Origin of the sequence: Pseudomonas sp. ef1 (assembly GCF_007293365.2) — a bacterium.
Taxonomy (GTDB): Bacteria; Pseudomonadota; Gammaproteobacteria; order Pseudomonadales; family Pseudomonadaceae; genus Aquipseudomonas; species Aquipseudomonas siliginis.
On record NZ_CM129815.1, the window covers coordinates 4542165 to 4560013 of the forward strand.

Here is a 17849-nt window from a genome sequence, read left to right on the forward strand (position 1 = left end):
TGAACGCTAGGACGGTGCACTGCACGCTTTGCAACTTTCTGATATTCATCAGTTTTAATTGAATATTCGATGAGTCCTGGAAAACTTGTCTGAACGCTCAGGCTAAACGTCGGGCAAGTTGTCCGAAGTGTCAGGACTCAAACTGGTGCACTGCATTTATTTTTGTCGGGGAACTCGCAACCGCAGCACAACTTCAAGCGGCTGATTTCACATAGGAAATCTTGCTCATATTTCCATCCTGTCAAGTGCGTCAAAATGGTGAGCGCCCTACCCATTTTGGTGATTTCTCGTTTTTGTCTTTATTTATCAATAGCTTGAAACAGCTATAAGCTTATAAAAAATATTCTTGATCATTCTTGAAATCGCGACTAGTTTCTATTCCTGACAGCGATGACAGGAATACGAACTGCGCCGCTGTACTTCAATAAAACATTTAGAACCGGCACAAGTCGGTCATGCCTGCGAGGAATCCGGAATGTCTCTGTTGATCCGTGGCGCCACCGTTGTTACCCATGATGAAAGTTACCGCGCCGACGTCTATTGCGCTGACGGCGTGATCAAAGCCATTGGTGAAAACCTCGACATTCCCGCCGGCGCCGAAGTGCTCGACGGCAGTGGCCAATACCTGATGCCCGGCGGCATCGATCCGCATACGCATATGCAACTGCCGTTCATGGGCACCGTTGCCAGCGAAGATTTCTACAGCGGCACCGCTGCCGGCCTGGCCGGCGGCACTACCTCGATCATCGACTTCGTTATTCCCAATCCGCAGCAATCGCTGATGGAAGCGTTTCATCAGTGGCGCGGCTGGGCGCAAAAGTCTGCGTCGGACTATGGCTTCCACGTCGCGATCACTTGGTGGAGCGAGCAGGTGCGCGAGGAAATGGCCGAGTTGGTCAGCCACCACGGCATCAACAGCTTCAAGCATTTCATGGCCTACAAGAACGCGATCATGGCCGCCGACGATACCTTGGTGGCGAGTTTCGAGCGCTGTCTGGAACTCGGTGCGGTGCCGACTGTGCACGCAGAAAATGGCGAGCTGGTCTATCACCTGCAACGCAAGCTGATGGCCCAGGGCATTACCGGGCCGGAAGCGCATCCGCTGTCGCGACCTTCGCAGGTCGAAGGTGAAGCCGCGAGCCGGGCGATCCGCATTGCCGAAACCATCGGCACGCCGTTGTACCTGGTGCACGTTTCCACCAAGGAAGCTCTGGACGAAATCACCTACGCACGCAGCAAGGGCCAGCCGGTTTACGGCGAGGTCCTGGCCGGGCATCTGCTGCTCGACGACAGCGTCTATCAACACCCGGACTGGCAGACCGCTGCCGGCTACGTGATGAGCCCGCCGTTCCGTCCGCGCGGCCATCAGGAGGCGCTCTGGCACGGGCTGCAGAACGGCAATCTGCATACCACCGCCACCGACCACTGCTGTTTCTGCGCTGAGCAGAAAGCTGCCGGGCGCGACGACTTCAGCAAGATTCCCAACGGCACCGCCGGTATCGAAGACCGCATGGCAGTGTTGTGGGATGAAGGCGTCAACTCCGGACGATTGTCGATGCAGGATTTCGTCGCGCTGACCTCCACCAACACCGCGAAGATATTCAATCTCTATCCACGCAAAGGCGCGATCCGCGTGGGCGCCGATGCCGATCTGGTGCTGTGGGATCCGCAAGGCACACGGACCATTTCCGCCAAGACCCACCATCAGCAGGTGGACTTCAACATCTTCGAAGGCAAGACCGTGCGCGGTGTGCCGAGCCACACCGTCAGCCAGGGCCGCGTGGTCTGGGCCGACGGCGACCTGCGCGCCGAACGCGGCGCCGGACGCTACATCGAACGGCCGGCCTACCCGGCGGTGTTTGATTTGTTGAGCAAGCGGGCTGAGCAACATCGCCCGACTGCAGTGAAGCGCTAAAGCGAGGCCTTTGCGAGCAGGCTCGCTCGCACAGTTGAAATGCGTTCCCTGTAGGAGCTGCCGAAGGCTGCGATCTTTTGATCTTGATCGTCAAAAACCAAAATCAAAAGATCGCAGCCTTCGGCAGCTCCTACACAGGGAATTTGGCCAATGCCCGATAGAGGCAGTTACCGTGAGGCACAAAACCGTGATCGAGACCCTGAACCACCTCCCCCACCCGCACGAAAGCGCGGCCGCCCTCGCCGGTCATTTCACTGATCTGGCGCCGCCGCTCAATGCCCGGCAAGCGCATCTGGAAGCCTCGCGCTGCCTGTATTGCTACGACGCGCCTTGCGTCAATGCATGCCCCAGCGAAATCGACATCCCCTCATTCATCCGCAACATCCATCAAGACAACGTCCAAGGCGCGGCGCAGAAAATCCTGTCGGCAAACATCCTCGGCGGCAGTTGCGCGCGGGTCTGTCCAACGGAAATCCTCTGCCAGCAGGCCTGCGTGCGCAACAACGCGCAGGAATGCGCGCCGGTGCTGATTGGTCTGCTGCAACGTTACGCCGTGGACAATGCGCATTTCGCTGAACACCCGTTCCAGCGCGCCCCGGCCACGGGCAAACGGATCGCCGTGGTCGGCGCCGGGCCGGCCGGGTTGTCTTGCGCTCATCGCAGCGCAATGCACGGGCATGATGTGGTGATTTTCGAAGCACGGGAAAAGGCCGGCGGGCTTAACGAGTACGGCATTGCCAAGTACAAACTGGTCGACGATTACGCGCAGAAGGAGCTGGACTTCCTTCTGCAGATTGGCGGGATAGAAATCCGCCACGGCCAGAAACTCGGTGCAAATCTTACTCTCAGCGAACTGCATCAACAGTTTGACGCGGTATTCCTCGGCCTCGGCCTGAATGCCAGCAAGCAACTCGGTCTGGCCCACGAAGACGCGCCGGGCCTGCTCGCCGCCACCGACTACATCCGCGAACTGCGCCAGGCCGATGACCTCACGCAACTGCCCTTGGCTGAACGCTGCATCGTTCTCGGCGCTGGCAACACGGCGATCGACATGGCCGTGCAGATGGCCCGCCTCGGCGCGCGCGACGTCAATCTGGTGTATCGCCGTGGTGCGGCAGACATGGGCGCCACCCACCATGAGCAGGACATCGCCAAAGCCAATCAGGTGCGGTTGCTGACCTGGGCGCAGCCGGAGCAAGTGTTGCTCGATGATCAGGGCCGCGTGCGCGGCATGCGTTTCGCCCGCACCGATCTGGTTGAAGGGCGTCTGCAAACCACCGGAGAAACCTTTGAGCTGGCTGCCGATGCGATCTTCAAAGCGATCGGCCAGAGCTTCGATGACAACGCCCTCAGCGATCCGCTGGCGCGCGAACTCAAGCGTCAGGGCGAACGCATCGCGGTCGATGAACACCTGCGCACCAGCGTCCCCGGCGTGTATGCCGGCGGCGACTGCACCAGCCTCGATCAGGACCTCACCGTGCAAGCAGTGCAGCACGGCAAACGCGCCGCCGAGGCGATCAACGCTCAACTGATGCTCAACGTGGAGGCTGCGTAAATGGCCGATCTCTCGATAGTCTTCGCCGGTATCAAAGCGCCCAACCCGTTCTGGCTGGCTTCCGCGCCACCCACCGACAAGGCCTACAACGTGGTCCGCGCCTTCGAAGCGGGCTGGGGTGGCGTGGTCTGGAAAACCCTGGGTGAGGATCCGGCGGCGGTCAACGTTTCCTCGCGTTATTCGGCGCATTTCGGTGCCAATCGCGAAGTGCTGGGCATCAACAACATTGAACTGATCACCGACCGCTCGCTGGAAATCAACCTGCACGAAATCACTCAGGTGAAAAAGGATTGGCCGGATCGCGCGCTGATCGTGTCGCTGATGGTGCCGTGTGTCGAGGAGTCGTGGAAACACATTCTGCCGCTGGTCGAAGCCACCGGCGCCGACGGCATCGAACTCAACTTCGGTTGCCCCCACGGCATGCCCGAACGCGGCATGGGCGCGGCGGTCGGCCAGGTGCCGGAGTACGTCGAGCAGGTGACGCGCTGGTGCAAGACGTACTGCTCGCTGCCGGTGATCGTCAAACTCACCCCGAACATCACCGACATCCGCGTCGCTGCCCGGGCGGCGCATCGTGGAGGCGCGGATGCGGTGTCGCTGATCAACACGATCAACTCGATCACCAGCGTCGACCTGGACCATATGGTCGCCCTGCCCACCGTCGGCAGCAAAAGCACTCACGGCGGTTATTGCGGTTCGGCGGTCAAGCCGATTGCGCTGAACATGGTCGCGGAAATCGCCCGTGATCCGCAGACCCAGGGCTTGCCGATCTGCGGCATTGGCGGCATCGGCAGCTGGCGCGACGCGGCGGAGTTCATGGCGCTGGGCAGCGGCGCGGTGCAGGTGTGCACGGCGGCGATGCTGCATGGTTTCCGTATTGTCGAAGAGATGAAGGACGGCTTGTCGCGGTGGATGGACAGCCAGGGTTACGCCAATATCGCCGAGTTTTCCGGGCGCGCCGTGGGTAACACCACGGATTGGAAGTACCTCGATATCAACTACCAGGTGATCGCGAAGATCGACCAGGAGGCGTGCATCGGTTGCGGGCGTTGCCACATCGCTTGTGAAGACACGTCACACCAGGCGATCGGCAGTTTGAAACAGGCCGACGGGACGCATAAATATGAAGTGATCGATGAGGAATGTGTGGGCTGCAATCTGTGCCAGATCACCTGCCCCGTGGCCGACTGCATCGAGATGGTGCCGATGGAAACGGGCAAGCCGTTTCTGGACTGGAATCATGATCCGCGCAACCCCTACCACGTCAGTGTCTGAGGTCAGCAGCGTCTGATCCGGCGCCTTCGCGAGCAGGCTCGCTCCCACAGTTGGAATGCGTTTTCCTGTGGGAGCGAGCCTGCTCGCGAAGAGGCCAATCCGGCCAATCCGGCCACTACAGGGTTCAAGGCTCCAGCCCGATCCCGCGCAAAATCACACCTGTCACTGTCTGCACCGCCCGCTCGAACTGCATATCCGACAACGGCTGATGATCATTCAGAATATTCACCTGATGATCAAAGTCGGCGTAGTGCTGCGTTGACGCCCAGATCATGTACAGCAAACCCGACGGTTCCACCGGCAGGATCCGCTTGTCGTCGACCCACTGGCGAATCTTCGCTTCCTTCATCTTCGCCCAGTCATACAGGCTCGCATCCAGCGCTTCGCCCAGGGTCGGCGCGCCGTGGATGATCTCGTTGGCCCAGACTTTCGAGCCATAGGGCCGGCTGCGTGAATGATTCATCTTGGCGCGGATGTAACTGCTCAGCACCACGCGCGGGTCGTCGAACATCTCGAAGCACAGTGCGTCCTGCTTCCACACTTCCAGCAGATCAAACAGCACTGCGCTGTACAGCTCGCTCTTGGTGCTGAAGTAGTAATGCAGATTGGAACGCGGCAATTGCACTTCGGCAGCGATGTCCGCCATGGCGGTGCTGCCAAAGCCTTTTTCGGCGAAAACCTTTTCCGCCGCCAGCAGGATTTTCTCGACGTTACTGCGGCGAATTTCGATCTTGTGATTGCCCATGTGGGCTCCCTGACAACAGCGTTGCGCAAGACTAGCATCCGCTCTGATCCGGGCGCGACCGCCACCAACAAAACTTCACAGGTGCAGGCGCTATTGCACAGCGCTCACACCGATAGGCGTTGGTTCACTAACGCCCAAATTGCCTTCAACCTGCCCGGCCATGTGCAGTGTGCCGGCCATCACGCCCGTGGTCGGATTTTGCAGCAGCTTCTGCCAGGCCTTGTCGAAGGTGTTGCCCAGGCTGCTGCGAATCAGCGCTTCACTGTCAGGGCGGTCGTTGGCCTGGATGATTGCGCGTATGCCGGCCACGCCGACCGAAATCATCGCCCCGGCCAGTTTCCCGGCTGCTGCCGCCACCGCACTGGCGGCGCCGCGCGGGGCCATTTCGGCTTCGATGCGCTGGCTGGCGCGCTTGGCCACCGGGGCCATGGCTGCTTCGGTGGAGGAAATGCCCTTGGCGCCGCCGTCGGTGTGGATCTTGTCGATCAGTGCGGCGTACGCCGGGAGGGTGTTCAGCGGCTCGGTGCTGATGACTTTGAACAGCGAAGCATCCCGCGCCGGCGGCGGGCCGAGGGCGATGGCCGGGATCTTCCGCAAGCGGCCGTTGAGCTGCGCAATCGGCACACCGTGACGCTGGGCGATGAGCGGCATCTGCTGCGCCATCAACTGCGCGTAGAACGCCGTGGCCTGCGCCAGGATCGCATCCGGATCGATCTCCACTGCGACCGGCGCGAGGACTTTTTCCTGATATTGCTCAAGCAGATACGCCGCCAGCCGTTTCGCCGAAGCATCCTGCTCACCGCCGGCGCTGATCGTGTACCAACTGACCTTCATCGACAGCCATTCCTGGGTCCAGTAGCTGCTGAACCAGGGAATGAAATTTTCTTCAGTTTGCTGATAGACCCGAGTGCGCCAATGTTCCATCGAGCCACGGGCGAACAGCTTGACCTGCTCGGTGGCCTGTTGCGATGCGCTGAGGATCTCGCGGTCGATCTGCTGCCAGGTTTGCGCCGACACCACCACCGCCTGCGGCGCACTCACTGGCGCCCGGGCCGAAGTGGCGCAGCCGGCCAGCAGAAACAGTGCGGCAACGACCAGCGCGCGCGTGTTCACGGTGGCGGTGTCCTTTGGCTTGGGGAGGTGCTGGTTTGAGTATAGGCAGGTCAGTCGATTTCGATGCTGAAGGTTCCGGCCTCTTCGCGAGCAGGCTCGCTCCCACATTTGAAATGTGTTGCACCTGTGGGAGCGAGCCTGCTCGCGAAGGCGCCAACAGCAGCACCACAAACCTCAACCATCACCACCATCGATATCCACCATCGCCACGATTGCCTTCCGCCCTCCCATGATGAAAGGCACGATTGACTCATCCGAAACACAACGAGGCGTTCACATCATGATCCACACCCAAGTCACCCTCTCCGTGAGTTTCCCGGTGTTCGGCAGCAACTACTACCAACAGCACGTCGTGCCGCGCAAGGCGCAGACACTGGTGTTCAACGAAGATTTCGACGATCTGCTGATGCCCGCCGCCAGCAATCATTTCAGCAATGAAGTGGTCGGCCTCAACGATCAGTTCCGTTTTCTGAGCGACATACTCGCCACCCATCTGCTCGATCACGAGGCCTCGGTGCCTGCGCGATCCCGCGTCCAGGCGAACGCTCGTTTTTTCAACTGAAGGCTGATGCACAGAGGGCGTTCCTTTAACGGGAACGCCCTCTTCATTCAATCAGTCATCATCGCGATCACGGTGATAACGATGGCCATCGCGGCGGTCGTCATCGCGGTCGTCCCAACGCCGGTCATGGTCGTAATAGCGGCCGTGGTCGCGGTCGTAGTGCCGGCCATGGCGGTGGTCATCATCAAAATCCGCAATACAGCCGCTGAGCAATACGGCGGCGGTCACAGTGAGCAGCATCGTTGTCGCTTGCTTCATTCAACACTTCCCTAAAACCCAAGGTCTTGACGACGGAAATCGCCACGCTGCCCGCGTCTTCGGGACGCAGTGCGCGCAGCCGCAGATACGACCGGGCAAAAGCACGTTGATTCAGTGGCCACTATCGACCGTTGGTCGGCCCGTTCGCCATGCCCGAACGGCGGCGGAATGCCACCTATACTGCTTGCAACCAACCCCCATGCAATGGATCTGCGCCCTCAATAACAATAAGCAGAGGTGGACCATGGTCTGGCAGCAAATCTACGACCCGTTCGGCAACCCGGTGCTCTCCACGCTGATGGCCGCAGTGCCGGTGGTGGTGATGCTCGCGGCGCTGGCGTTCTTTCACGTCAAGGCACATCTGGCAGCCTTGCTGGCGCTCGCGTCCGCCCTGCTGATCTCGATCTTCGCCTTCGACATGCCAGCGGGCATGGCCGGCTCGGCCGCGCTGTTCGGCGCGGCGAATGGCTTGCTGCCGATCGGCTGGATCGTCCTCAACATCATCTTTCTGCATCGCCTGACCACCGAAAACGGTTCGTTCAAAGTGCTGCAGGATTCCCTCGCGCGCATCACCGATGACCGACGTTTGCAGTTGCTGCTGATCGCCTTCTGTTTCGGTGCGTTCTTCGAAGGCGCGGCAGGCTTTGGCACGCCGGTGGCGGTGACCGGTGCGATTCTGATCGGCCTGGGTTTTTCGCCATTGGCCGCATCGGGTCTGGCGCTCATCGCCAATACCGCGCCCGTCGCTTTCGGTGCACTGGGCACACCGATCATCACCTTGGCCAAAGTCACCGGGCTGGACGAGATGGAGCTGTCGATGATGGTCGGGCGGCAGTTGCCGTTCTTCTCGGTGCTGGTGCCGTTCTGGTTGATCTGGGCGTTTGCCGGGTGGCGCAAGATGCTCGAGGTGTGGCCGGCGATTCTGGTGGCCGGGGTGAGTTTCGCCATCCCGCAATTTCTCGTGTCCAACTACCACGGGCCGATGCTGGTGGACGTCATCGCTGCGCTGATTTCCATGGCCTGTCTGACGCTGTTCCTCAAGGTGTGGAAACCGGCGACCATCCACACCTCGGCAGCGTTGTCCGGTCGCGTCGACAACTCCAAGGTCGACGAAGAAACAGTCACCGCCAGCGCCGCGTTCAGCGATCAGGCGCGTCCGGCAGTGATGCGTGCGTGGATGCCGTGGATCATCCTCACGGTGTTCGTGTTTGCCTGGGGCACGCAGGGTTTCAAGAACATGTTCGATACGCGCCCGGTGATCGACCCGGTCACGCAGTCGGTCAAGCTCGACCCGCAAGGCAAACCGGTACGCGAGGCCAATCCGATCTTCGCCCCGGCGGTGACCTTCACCGGTCTGCATCTGCAAATAGAAAAAGTACCGCCGGTTGTCGCAGCGCCGAAAGCCGAGGAAGCGATTTACAAGTTCACCTGGCTGACCGCGACCGGCAGCGGGATCTTGCTGGCGGCGATCGTTGGCGGCTTGCTGATGGGTTATTCGATCCCGCAATTGATCAAGCAGTACCTGCGCACATTGTGGGTGGTGCGGTTTTCGCTGATCACGATTGCGGCGATGCTCGCGCTGGGCTTCCTCACCCGCTATTCGGGACTGGATGCGACCATGGGCCTGGCGTTTGCGGCGACGGGGATTTTCTACCCGATGTTCGGCACGCTGCTCGGCTGGCTGGGGGTGGCGCTGACTGGTTCCGATACCGCGTCAAACGTGCTGTTTGGCGGATTGCAACGGGTGACCTCGGAACAGCTGGGTATCAGTCCGGTGCTGATGGCGGCAGCGAACAGTTCCGGTGGGGTGATGGGCAAAATGGTCGACGCGCAGTCGATCGTCGTCGCCTCCACCGCGACCCGTTGGTACGGGCATGAGGGCGAGATCCTGCGTTACGTGTTTTTTCACTCGATCGTGCTGGCGATCCTGGTCGGCGGACTGGTGACGTTGCAGGCTTATGTCGCACCGTTTACCTCGATGGTGGTGGGTGGGCCATAACTGCAAAACACAACTCCACTGTGGGAGCGAGCCTGCTCGCGAAGAGGTCGGCACATCCAGCAGCGGCTGGGTCTGACCCGACGCTTTCGCGAGCAGGCTCGCTCCCACAGGCCAATTGATGAGTTCAGCACATAACTCTTTAGCGCAAATCCGACAAAACCTTTTCCCTCCCGCTGCGGTCACTCCTTTTACGAGACTGGCATGCATGCCGGCGCGCCCGTTTGGGCCTTTTGCAATCCTGCCGCCCGATGAGAGACAAGGAATCGAACCATGCCGATTTCCCGACGCAACTTCATGATCCTCGGCGCCGTAACCGCGACGGCGTTCGCTATGCCCCCCTTTATCAGCCTCAAGGCCTACGCGGCCAGTCTGGAGCAACCGGCCATGAGTCAAGTTACCCTGCAAGTCAACGGCAAACCGCAAACCCTCGAAGTCGACACCCGCACCACCCTGCTCGACGCCCTGCGCGAACACCTGCACCTGACCGGCACCAAGAAAGGCTGCGACCACGGCCAGTGCGGCGCCTGCACGGTGATCGCCGACGGTCGGCGGATCAATTCCTGCCTGACCCTGGCAGTGATGCACGACGGCAGTGAGGTGACCACCATCGAAGGCCTCGGCATGCCGGACAAGCTGCACCCGATGCAGGCCGCGTTCATCAAGCACGACGGTTATCAGTGCGGCTATTGCACGCCGGGGCAGATCTGCTCGGCGGTCGCTGTGCTCAAAGAGATCCGCGATGGCATTCCCAGCCACGTCAGCCCGAGCCTGACCGAGCCGCCGAAACTGATCGCCGCCGAACTGCAGGAGCGCATGAGCGGCAATATCTGCCGTTGCGGCGCTTACTCGAACATCATCGAAGCCATCACTGAAGTTGCGGAGGTGCCGGCATGAGAGCCTTCAATTACAGCCGCGCCGACTCACCTGCGGCAGCCGCTTCCCAGGCTGCGCAAGTCGAGGGCGCCAAGTTCATCGCCGGCGGCACCAACCTGCTCGACCTGATGAAACTCGACATCGAAACTCCAGTCCACCTGATCGACATCAACCACCTCGGCCTGGACCAGATCGAAGCCACACCCGAAGGCGGACTGCGCATCGGCGCGCTGGTGCGCAACACCGATCTGGCCGCCGACGCGCGCGTGCGCAAGGACTACGCCCTGCTCTCCCGCGCCTTGCTCGCCGGGGCTTCCGGACAGTTGCGCAACATGGCGACCACCGCCGGCAACCTGCTGCAACGCACCCGCTGCCCGTACTTCTACGACACCCACCAGGCCTGCAACAAACGCAATCCGGGCAGCGGCTGCGCGGCGATCGGCGGGGTCACCCGGCAGCTGGGGATCATCGGCGTCAGCGACGCTTGCATCGCCACCCACCCGAGCGACATGGCCATCGCCATGCGCGCGCTGGATGCGCAGATCGAAACGGTCAAGCCTGACGGCAGCACGCGCAGCATTCCCATGGCCGATTTCCATCAGTTGCCGGGCGGCACGCCGCACATCGAAACCAGTCTCACGCCCGGCGAATTCATTACCGCCGTGACCCTGCCGGCGCCGGTTGGCGGCACGCACATTTATCACAAGGTGCGGGATCGCTCGTCTTACGCGTTTGCCCTGGTCTCGGTCGGTCTGATCCTGCAAAAGGACGGCACCGGCCGCGTCGCCGTCGGCGGCATTGCGCCGAAACCGTGGCGGGTCGAAGCCGCTGAAGCGTTGCTGCCCAAGGGTGCCAAAGCAGTCAGTGAACGCCTGCTTGAAGGCGCGACGCCCACCGATGACAACCAATTCAAACTGACACTGGTCGAGCGCACGCTGGCCTCGGTGTTGGCGCAAGCGAGGGAAACCGCATGAAATTCGACACGCCCGCCACCACCAATCCCATCGACCGCCTGAAGGTCGTCGGCCAGCCCACCGAGCGCGTCGAAGGCCCGCTGAAAACCAGCGGCCAGGCCACTTACGCCTACGAACAACATGAAGCGGCGGCCAATCAGGCCTACGGCTTCATGGTCGATTCGGCGATCGCCAAAGGGCGGATCAAAGCCATTCATCTGGGCGAGGCCAAAGCGGCGCCCGGCGTGCTCGCGATCGTTACTGCCGAGAATGCCGGCAAGCTCGACAAGGGTGATTACAACGCTGCGCATCTGCTCGCTGGTCCCGAAGTGCAGCATTACCAGCAAGCCGTTGCATTGGTGGTTGCCGAGACCTTCGAACAGGCGCGCGCCGCCGCGCAATTGGTCAAGGTCGATTACGAAACCACCGAGGGCAAGTTCGATCTGGCCAGCGTCAAAGACCTCGGCGTCGAGCCGAAAGACGAGCTGCCCGACGTCAATCACGGCGACTTCGACAAGGCCTTCACCGCCGCACCGGTGCAGTTCGATCAGACCTACACCACGCCAGACCAGTCCCACGCGATGATGGAACCGCACGCCACACTGGCCGCGTGGAAAGGCGATCAACTGACCGTGTGGACATCGAACCAGATGGTCGCCTGGAGTGTCGGTGACATTGCGAAAACCCTCGGCCTGCCGAAGGAAAAAGTCCGCTTGATCTCGCCGTACATCGGCGGTGGTTTCGGCGGCAAACTGTTTATTCGCGCCGACGTGATCCTCGCCGCTCTCGGCGCGCGCATGGCGGGGCGGCCGGTGAAAGTCGCCCTCGCCCGCCCACAGATGGCCAACAACACCACCCATCGCCCGGCTACGATTCAGCGCATCCGCATGGCCGCCACGGCGGACGGCAAGCTGACCGCCATTGCCCATGAAGGCTGGTCGGGCAACCTCGCCGACGGCAAGGTCGAACTGGCCGCGCAACCGAGCCAGTTGCTCTACGCCGCAGAAAACCGCCGCGTCAGCATGCGCCTCGCGCCGCTCGACCTGCCTGAAGGCAACGCCATGCGCGCGCCGGGTGAAGCGCCGGGGCTGATGGTGCTGGAAATTGCCATGGACGAAATGGCCGAACAGCTGAAGATGGACCCGGTGCTGTTCCGCATCGCTAACGACACTCAAGTCGACCCGGTGAAAACCGAGCGGCCGTTCTCCCAGCGTCAACTGGTCAAATGCCTGCAGATCGGCGCGGAGAAATTCGGCTGGGATCAGCGCAAGGCGCAACCGGGCAGCCGTCGTGAAGGCCGTTGGCTGATCGGCATGGGTGTGGCGGCGGCGTTTCGCAACAACCTGCTGGTCAAGTCCGGCGCCCGTGTGCGCTTGGAGCGTGACGGCAAAGTCGTCGTCGAAACCGACATGACCGATATCGGCACCGGCAGCTACACGATCATCGCGCAGACCGCTGCCGAGATGATGGGCGTTGGTCTCGATGATGTGGTGGTGCGTCTGGGTGATTCGAACTTCCCGGTGTCGGCTGGTTCTGGCGGTCAGTTCGGCGGCAACTGCTCGACCTCCGGCGTCTATGCCGCCTGTGTGAAACTGCGTGAAGCGGTGGCGCAGAAGCTGGGACTCGCGGCGGATCAGGCGGAGTTTGCCGATGGTCAGGTGCGCGTCGGCAGCAAAAGCCTGCCGCTGCGCAACGCGGCTGAAGGCGGCGCACTGGTCGGCGAGGACAGCATCGAGTTCGGTGATCTGGCCGAGAAGTATCAGCAATCGACCTTCGGCGCGCACTTCGTCGAAGTCGCCGTCGATGCTGCCACTGGCGAAGTTCGCGTACGGCGCATGTTGGCGGTGTGCGCTGCGGGGCGGATCCTCAACCCGACGTCGGCGCGCAGTCAGGTCATCGGCGCGATGACCATGGGCGTCGGCGCCGCATTGATGGAAGAGCTGGCGGTGGACAAGCGCCTGGGCTTTTTCGTCAACCATGACCTCGCCGGGTATGAGGTGCCGGTGCACGCCGACATTCCGCATCAGGAAGTGATCTTCCTCGAAGAGACCGACCCGATTTCATCGCCGATGAAAGCCAAGGGCGTGGGTGAATTGGGGATTTGCGGCGTGAGTGCAGCGGTGGCGAATGCGATCTACAACGCCACCGGCGCGAGGGTGCGGGAGTATCCGATTACGCTGGACAAGATTCTTGATTCGTTGCCGGAGATGATCTGAAGAAACGTCGACGTAAAAACACCCCTGTAGGAGCTGCCGCAGGCTGCGATCTTTGATCTCCAAAGCAAGATCAAAAGATCGCAGCCTCGTTGCACTCGACAGCTCCTGCAGGGTGACTCGCTTAGCGCGGATATTGCTCATCACCGACCTGCTCCATCCAGTCCACCACCTTGCCATCCAGCAATTCGGCAATCGCGATATGACTCATCGCCGTCGTCGGCGCTGCCCCGTGCCAATGTTTGGCGCCCGGGGCAATCCACACGGTATCGCCCGGTCGGATTTCCCGCACTGGCTGCCCCCACTCCTGCACGAACCCTGCCCCCGAGGTGACGATCAATGTCTGCCCCAGCGGATGGGTATGCCACGCCGTTCGCGCGCCCGGCTCAAACGTTACGGTCGCACCACTGACCCGCGCCTCGTCGGTACCTTTGAACGGTGCATCCACCCGCACCGTGCCGGTAAACCAGTCAGCCGGGCCTTTGGCCGACGGTTGCGAGCCATTCGGTGTGACTGTGACACGCGGATTTTCAGTGGCATACACCTCGCCAGCCAGCAGCGAGAGCGTCAGCGCAGAAGCAGCAATCGGGTTCATGGCTTTTCCTCCAATAAATGATGCAACCACTGTAGCGATCCGCACTCTTTGGATAATCGACTAGAATCCGAAAAAACTTATGCAGGACGATCATCAATGCTCCGGGAAAACGCCACCGACCTGCTCGCCTTTCTCGCCGTCGCCCGTGAACGCAGTTTCACCAAGGCCGCAGCCAAACTCGGCGTGTCGCAATCGGCGCTCAGCCACACCATTCGCAGTCTCGAGGCGCGACTCGGCCTGCGCCTGCTGACCCGCACCACGCGCAGCGTTTCGCCGACCGAGGCCGGCGAACACTTGCTGCAAACCATCGGCCCGCGCTTCGACGAAATCGAAGTGGAACTGGCCGCCCTGAGCAACCTGCGCGAAACCCCGGCGGGAAAGATCCGCATCAGCGCCACCGACCATTCGCTGAACTGGATCCTGCGTCCGGTGTTGCAGGATTTCCTGCCGCAGTACCCGGATGTGTCCGTCGAGGTTTGCTGTGACTATGGCTTCGTCGACATCGCCGGCCAAGGCTTCGATGCCGGTGTGCGCCTGGGCGAAGACGTCGCCCAAGGCATGATCGCCACCCGTATCGGTCCGGACATGCGCATGGCGGTGGCCGGCTCACCCGCCTACTTCGCCCGGCGCCCTGCGCCGCAAACCCCGCGCGACCTGACCGACCACGCCTGTAACAACCTGCGCCTGCCAACCAATGGCGGACTGTATTCGTGGGAGTTCGAAAAGGACGGCGAAAGCCTGAAAGTGCGCGTCTCCGGCCAGGTCACCCTGAATGGCGTGTACCCATTGCTCGACGCCGCGCTGGACGGTTTCGGGCTGAGCTACATCCCGGAAAACGTCGTTGCGCCGTTTCTGGCGGACGGTCGCCTGGTCCAGGTGCTGGGAGACTGGTGCCCGGCATTTTCCGGTTATCACCTGTACTACCCGAGCCGACGCCAGGCAGCGCCGGCGTTTGCGTTGTTGCTGGAGGCGTTGCGCTATCGCGGTTGACCCGGCTCAGCCCAGCAACGCAATCAACTGATGCCGTTGCGCATCGGTCAACATCGGCCCAAAACCGGCTCCGGCATTGTCCGCCATGTAACGGGGATTGCTGGTCCCGGGAATCACACAGGTCACCGCCGGGTGCGCCAGGAGAAATTTCAGTGCCAGTTGCGGCCAGCTGTTGACCTGTACATCCGAGACCCAGGCCGGCAGCGACTTGCCCTTGAGCCGGGCGAGCAGATCGCCGCCGCCAAACGGCCGATTACAAATCACCGCCACCCCACGCTCACGGCACAGCGGCAGGATGCGTTTCTCGACCGCGCGATCATCCAGGGCGTAGTTGATCTGCAGAAAATCCAGCTTTTCGGCTTTCAGCACGGCCTCGACCTCGTCATAGGCCGACGAGGTGTAATGGGTGATGCCGATGTAGCGAATCCGCCCCTGCTCCTGCCATTCGCGCAGGGTCGGCAAGTGGGTTTGCCAGTCGAGCAGATTGTGAATCTGCATCAGGTCGATGCGTTCGGTTTGCAGCAGACTGAAGGACTGCTCCATCTGCGCGATACCCTCCTTGCGCCCGCGCGTCCACACCTTGGTGGCGAGAAAAGCCGGCGAACGTGGTTCGTGGATCGACAGCAGTTCACCGGTGGTCTGCTCGGCGCGGCCGTACATGGGCGAGCTGTCGATCAGCGTGCCGCCCTTTCTGAACAGCGCTTCGAGGACGGCGGGCAACTGCCGGTAAACCGGATCGCCCGGGGCGACGTCGAAACCGCGATAGGTGCCCAACCCGACCATGGGCAGTGCCTCGGAGCTGGAAGGGATGGCGCGGGTCTGCATGGTCTGGTCTCCTGCCGTGGGCGGCGCAGTGGCGGTCGGCGCTACGCTGCCGGCCAACGCCCGATCAATGGTGAGCAGCGCCGCAGCTTGGGCAGCCAGCGTGAGCAAGCGGCGACGTGAGTAACCCTCAGTGTGGCGCATGCGTGTCCTCCTGCTGCGCGGATCTGTTGCATGGTGTGTGCGCAGGCTGTCAGGCGCAGGCGCTGAACTACACTGCCACAGCCAACCTCTCTCCCCGTTAAAAGTAGCCGAATGTCCCGAACCCTGATGTCACTCGTCGTTTTCATCGTTGCCGTTTACCTGGTGCTGTGCGCCGCGCTGTTCGTGTTTCAGCGCTCGCTGATCTGGTTTCCCCAGCCTGCCGCCGTGGTTGCAGCGGATTCGCGCTTGAAACTGTCGATGCCGGATGCCGAGGTCTGGGTGACTGACCGAGAGCGCAGCGGAACGCGGGCGCTGATCTATTTCGGGGGCAATGCCGAGGACGTCTCGCGAAATCTGCCGGAATTCGCCGAGGCGTTTCCCGACTACGCGCTCTATTTCCTGCACTATCGGGGCTTTGGTGGCAGCACCGGCTCACCATCGGAAGCCGCGATTGCCGAAGATGCGCTGGCGCTGTTCGATCAGGTGTATGCCAGCCACCCGCAGATTGCAGTCATCGGACGCAGCCTCGGTTCGGGGGTGGCGGTGCGCCTGGCCAGTCAGCGGCCGGTGCAGAATCTGATCCTGGTGACGCCGTTCAACAGCCTCGAGGAAATCGCCGAACGGCAATACCCGTGGGTGCCGGTGAAGTGGTTGCTCAAGGATCGTTTCGAATCGGGCAAATACGCGACGCATATTCGCGCACCGACGTTGCTCTTGGCGGCCAGTGATGACGAAGTGATTGGACGCAGCAGCACGCAGCGCTTGTTCGAGAGTTTTCCCGCGGGCGTGGCGACGCTAAAGGTGGTGCCGGATTCGGGGCACAACTCGATATCCGAGCGGGGGGAGTATTTGCGGTGGATGGGGGATGTGTTGAATCGCTGAAGGATTTAGCGATCAGACGGACGCCATCGCGAGCAGGCTCACTCCTACAGGGGGAACGCATTTCAAATGTAGGAGTGAGCCTGCTCGCGATGACGCCGGTACAGACAACACCATTTCCAGCTACTGTCCAAAGCTAAGGCTGACTGCCGCTCCGGGCATTTTCATCGCCAGAGGTGGCCGAGCGCGGCGTGACGTGCTGATGCCCGGTCGGGTCGTTGAGCTGCACGGCGTTGCCCTTCTGCCACGCGTCAGCCCCCGTTGCGACAGGCGCCGGTTTGATCCCGGCGCGAGCGTTCTTCTTCTCGGCACTGTCGATGCCCAGGCGCTGATCGCGCTGGCGGACCATTTGTGCATCGGCCTGACCGTCAGCGGTAAAGCCCATCATCAACTGCGGCACGCCCAGCGGCAGTTGCTTGTCCTGATCGGTGTGCCAGGTGTGCCAAGTCTTGCCATAAGTATTGGCGAGTTTTTCCATCAGTCGCGTTTCCGCCACTTGCGGGATGCCCGGCGCGACCAACTGGCCGGAAGTCACTTCGTGGGCATGGCTGTGCCACAAGGCTTTTTCTTTTGCCGGCAATTGCGTAAACAGGCGCTGACTGATGATGTATTCCACGCCCATCAACTTCGCTTCAGCCGTGTTGCCGTCGTAGATCACGCACTGGAACACCTCCTCATTGAGCGCCGAGCAGTAATGGTGCGCTTCCATCTGCGCGCCGGGATGACCGTTGTAAAAATGAAAGCCATCAAGGTACATGTTCAACGCCCGGATCGGCGGTTTGTCCTGCAACCACTGCGCGCCGACTTCGAGCATTTCAGTATCGGAGGCCTTGGCCTGACCCGGTGTCTGCACCGGTGACTCGGTGTTGCTCATCGCGCAACCAGTCAGCGCGGCGACCATCAAACCAATGGGAACCCAACGTCCCTGCGAGGTTGTCGTACGCATGTTTCACTCCTC

The 17849-nt window shown here is 61.5% G+C and carries 16 protein-coding genes; 10 read left to right on the plus strand and 6 right to left on the minus strand.

Annotated features, from left to right (window positions below; genetic code table 11):
* Window positions 1-475 precede the first annotated feature (475 nt).
* From hydA to preA, 3 genes are all read left to right on the plus strand, one after another.
* Window positions 476-1915: a dihydropyrimidinase gene (gene hydA / locus FEE99_RS20550; protein WP_041480855.1), complete on the plus strand. Its 1440-nt coding sequence runs from the start codon at window positions 476-478 to the stop codon at window positions 1913-1915.
* 187 nt (window positions 1916-2102) lie between these two features.
* Window positions 2103-3470: an NAD(P)-dependent oxidoreductase gene (locus FEE99_RS20555; protein ID WP_041480947.1), complete on the plus strand. Its 1368-nt coding sequence runs from the start codon at window positions 2103-2105 to the stop codon at window positions 3468-3470.
* A complete protein-coding gene (preA, locus tag FEE99_RS20560) occupies window positions 3471-4745 on the plus strand; it encodes an NAD-dependent dihydropyrimidine dehydrogenase subunit PreA (protein ID WP_041480856.1) in 1275 nt (424 codons plus the stop codon).
* A 124-nt stretch (window positions 4746-4869) separates the two neighbouring features.
* Here the strand turns inward: preA and FEE99_RS20565 are convergent, their stop codons facing one another.
* Window positions 4870-5490, minus strand: coding sequence for a TetR/AcrR family transcriptional regulator (locus FEE99_RS20565; RefSeq protein WP_041480858.1), 621 nt, complete (start codon window positions 5488-5490; stop codon window positions 4870-4872).
* A gap of 90 nt (window positions 5491-5580) precedes the next feature.
* Window positions 5581-6603 (minus strand): hypothetical protein, encoded by a 1023-nt coding sequence (locus FEE99_RS20570; protein ID WP_052392232.1) that lies wholly within the window; start codon window positions 6601-6603, stop codon window positions 5581-5583.
* Between the two features lie 280 nt (window positions 6604-6883).
* On the opposite strand from FEE99_RS20570, the gene FEE99_RS20575 reads away from it, so the two are divergent.
* Entirely contained in the window at window positions 6884-7165 is a 282-nt protein-coding gene (locus FEE99_RS20575) for a hypothetical protein (protein WP_041480860.1), read from the plus strand.
* A 51-nt stretch (window positions 7166-7216) separates the two neighbouring features.
* On the opposite strand, the gene FEE99_RS20580 is transcribed toward FEE99_RS20575, so the two are convergent.
* A complete protein-coding gene (locus FEE99_RS20580) occupies window positions 7217-7423 on the minus strand; it encodes a hypothetical protein (protein ID WP_041480862.1) in 207 nt (68 codons plus the stop codon).
* 244 nt (window positions 7424-7667) lie between these two features.
* On the opposite strand from FEE99_RS20580, the gene FEE99_RS20585 reads away from it, so the two are divergent.
* The 4 genes from FEE99_RS20585 (at window position 7668) to paoC (ending at window position 13464) form a co-directional block, all read left to right on the plus strand.
* The gene (locus FEE99_RS20585; RefSeq protein WP_041480863.1) at window positions 7668-9422 is read left to right on the plus strand and encodes an L-lactate permease; all 1755 of its coding nucleotides are present in this window, start codon (window positions 7668-7670) and stop codon (window positions 9420-9422) included.
* Window positions 9423-9692: 270 nt separating this feature from the next.
* A complete protein-coding gene (paoA, locus tag FEE99_RS20590) occupies window positions 9693-10316 on the plus strand; it encodes an aldehyde dehydrogenase iron-sulfur subunit PaoA (protein ID WP_041480864.1) in 624 nt (207 codons plus the stop codon).
* Entirely contained in the window at window positions 10313-11269 is a 957-nt protein-coding gene (locus FEE99_RS20595) for an FAD binding domain-containing protein (protein WP_041480865.1), read from the plus strand. Before paoA ends, FEE99_RS20595 begins: the two co-directional genes overlap by 4 nt.
* Entirely contained in the window at window positions 11266-13464 is a 2199-nt protein-coding gene (gene paoC / locus FEE99_RS20600) for an aldehyde oxidoreductase molybdenum-binding subunit PaoC (protein ID WP_041480867.1), read from the plus strand. The genes FEE99_RS20595 and paoC overlap by 4 nt, the downstream gene beginning before the upstream one ends.
* 121 nt (window positions 13465-13585) lie before the next feature.
* On the opposite strand, the gene FEE99_RS20605 is transcribed toward paoC, so the two are convergent.
* Complete coding sequence (locus FEE99_RS20605; protein ID WP_041480868.1) at window positions 13586-14056, minus strand: (R)-mandelonitrile lyase; 471 nt, start codon at window positions 14054-14056, stop codon at window positions 13586-13588.
* Window positions 14057-14152: 96 nt separating this feature from the next.
* Here FEE99_RS20605 and FEE99_RS20610 point away from each other — a divergent pair, with 96 nt between their 5' ends.
* Window positions 14153-15046: a LysR family transcriptional regulator gene (locus FEE99_RS20610; protein WP_041480870.1), complete on the plus strand. Its 894-nt coding sequence runs from the start codon at window positions 14153-14155 to the stop codon at window positions 15044-15046.
* Between the two features lie 6 nt (window positions 15047-15052).
* Here FEE99_RS20610 and FEE99_RS20615 read toward each other — a convergent pair whose 3' ends face one another.
* Window positions 15053-16012, minus strand: a complete 960-nt coding sequence (locus tag FEE99_RS20615; protein WP_177327034.1) for an aldo/keto reductase — start codon at window positions 16010-16012, stop codon at window positions 15053-15055.
* A 111-nt stretch (window positions 16013-16123) separates the two neighbouring features.
* Here FEE99_RS20615 and FEE99_RS20620 point away from each other — a divergent pair, with 111 nt between their 5' ends.
* Window positions 16124-16894 carry an alpha/beta hydrolase gene (locus FEE99_RS20620; RefSeq protein WP_041480871.1) on the plus strand — a complete coding sequence of 257 codons (771 nt, stop codon included), beginning with the start codon at window positions 16124-16126 and terminating at the stop codon, window positions 16892-16894.
* Between the two features lie 133 nt (window positions 16895-17027).
* Here the strand turns inward: FEE99_RS20620 and FEE99_RS20625 are convergent, their stop codons facing one another.
* On the minus strand, window positions 17028-17837 hold the full coding sequence (locus tag FEE99_RS20625; protein ID WP_052392233.1) for an OBAP family protein: 810 nt from the start codon (window positions 17835-17837) through the stop codon (window positions 17028-17030).
* Window positions 17838-17849 lie beyond the last annotated feature (12 nt).

Bases quoted from the DNA above. Each gene is read 5' to 3' on its own strand.
- hydA (WP_041480855.1), top strand. From the start codon at position 476: ATGTCTCTGTTGATCCGTGGCGCCACCGTTGTTACCCATGATGAAAGT.
- preA (WP_041480856.1), top strand. From the start codon at position 3,471: ATGGCCGATCTCTCGATAGTCTTCGCCGGTATCAAAGCGCCCAACCCG.
- FEE99_RS20565 (WP_041480858.1), bottom strand. From the start codon at position 5,490: ATGGGCAATCACAAGATCGAAATTCGCCGCAGTAACGTCGAGAAAATC.
- FEE99_RS20575 (WP_041480860.1), top strand. From the start codon at position 6,884: ATGATCCACACCCAAGTCACCCTCTCCGTGAGTTTCCCGGTGTTCGGC.
- FEE99_RS20580 (WP_041480862.1), bottom strand. From the start codon at position 7,423: ATGAAGCAAGCGACAACGATGCTGCTCACTGTGACCGCCGCCGTATTG.
- FEE99_RS20585 (WP_041480863.1), top strand. From the start codon at position 7,668: ATGGTCTGGCAGCAAATCTACGACCCGTTCGGCAACCCGGTGCTCTCC.
- paoA (WP_041480864.1), top strand. From the start codon at position 9,693: ATGCCGATTTCCCGACGCAACTTCATGATCCTCGGCGCCGTAACCGCG.
- FEE99_RS20595 (WP_041480865.1), top strand. From the start codon at position 10,313: ATGAGAGCCTTCAATTACAGCCGCGCCGACTCACCTGCGGCAGCCGCT.
- paoC (WP_041480867.1), top strand. From the start codon at position 11,266: ATGAAATTCGACACGCCCGCCACCACCAATCCCATCGACCGCCTGAAG.
- FEE99_RS20605 (WP_041480868.1), bottom strand. From the start codon at position 14,056: ATGAACCCGATTGCTGCTTCTGCGCTGACGCTCTCGCTGCTGGCTGGC.
- FEE99_RS20610 (WP_041480870.1), top strand. From the start codon at position 14,153: ATGCTCCGGGAAAACGCCACCGACCTGCTCGCCTTTCTCGCCGTCGCC.
- FEE99_RS20615 (WP_177327034.1), bottom strand. From the start codon at position 16,012: ATGCGCCACACTGAGGGTTACTCACGTCGCCGCTTGCTCACGCTGGCT.
- FEE99_RS20620 (WP_041480871.1), top strand. From the start codon at position 16,124: ATGTCCCGAACCCTGATGTCACTCGTCGTTTTCATCGTTGCCGTTTAC.
- FEE99_RS20625 (WP_052392233.1), bottom strand. From the start codon at position 17,837: ATGCGTACGACAACCTCGCAGGGACGTTGGGTTCCCATTGGTTTGATG.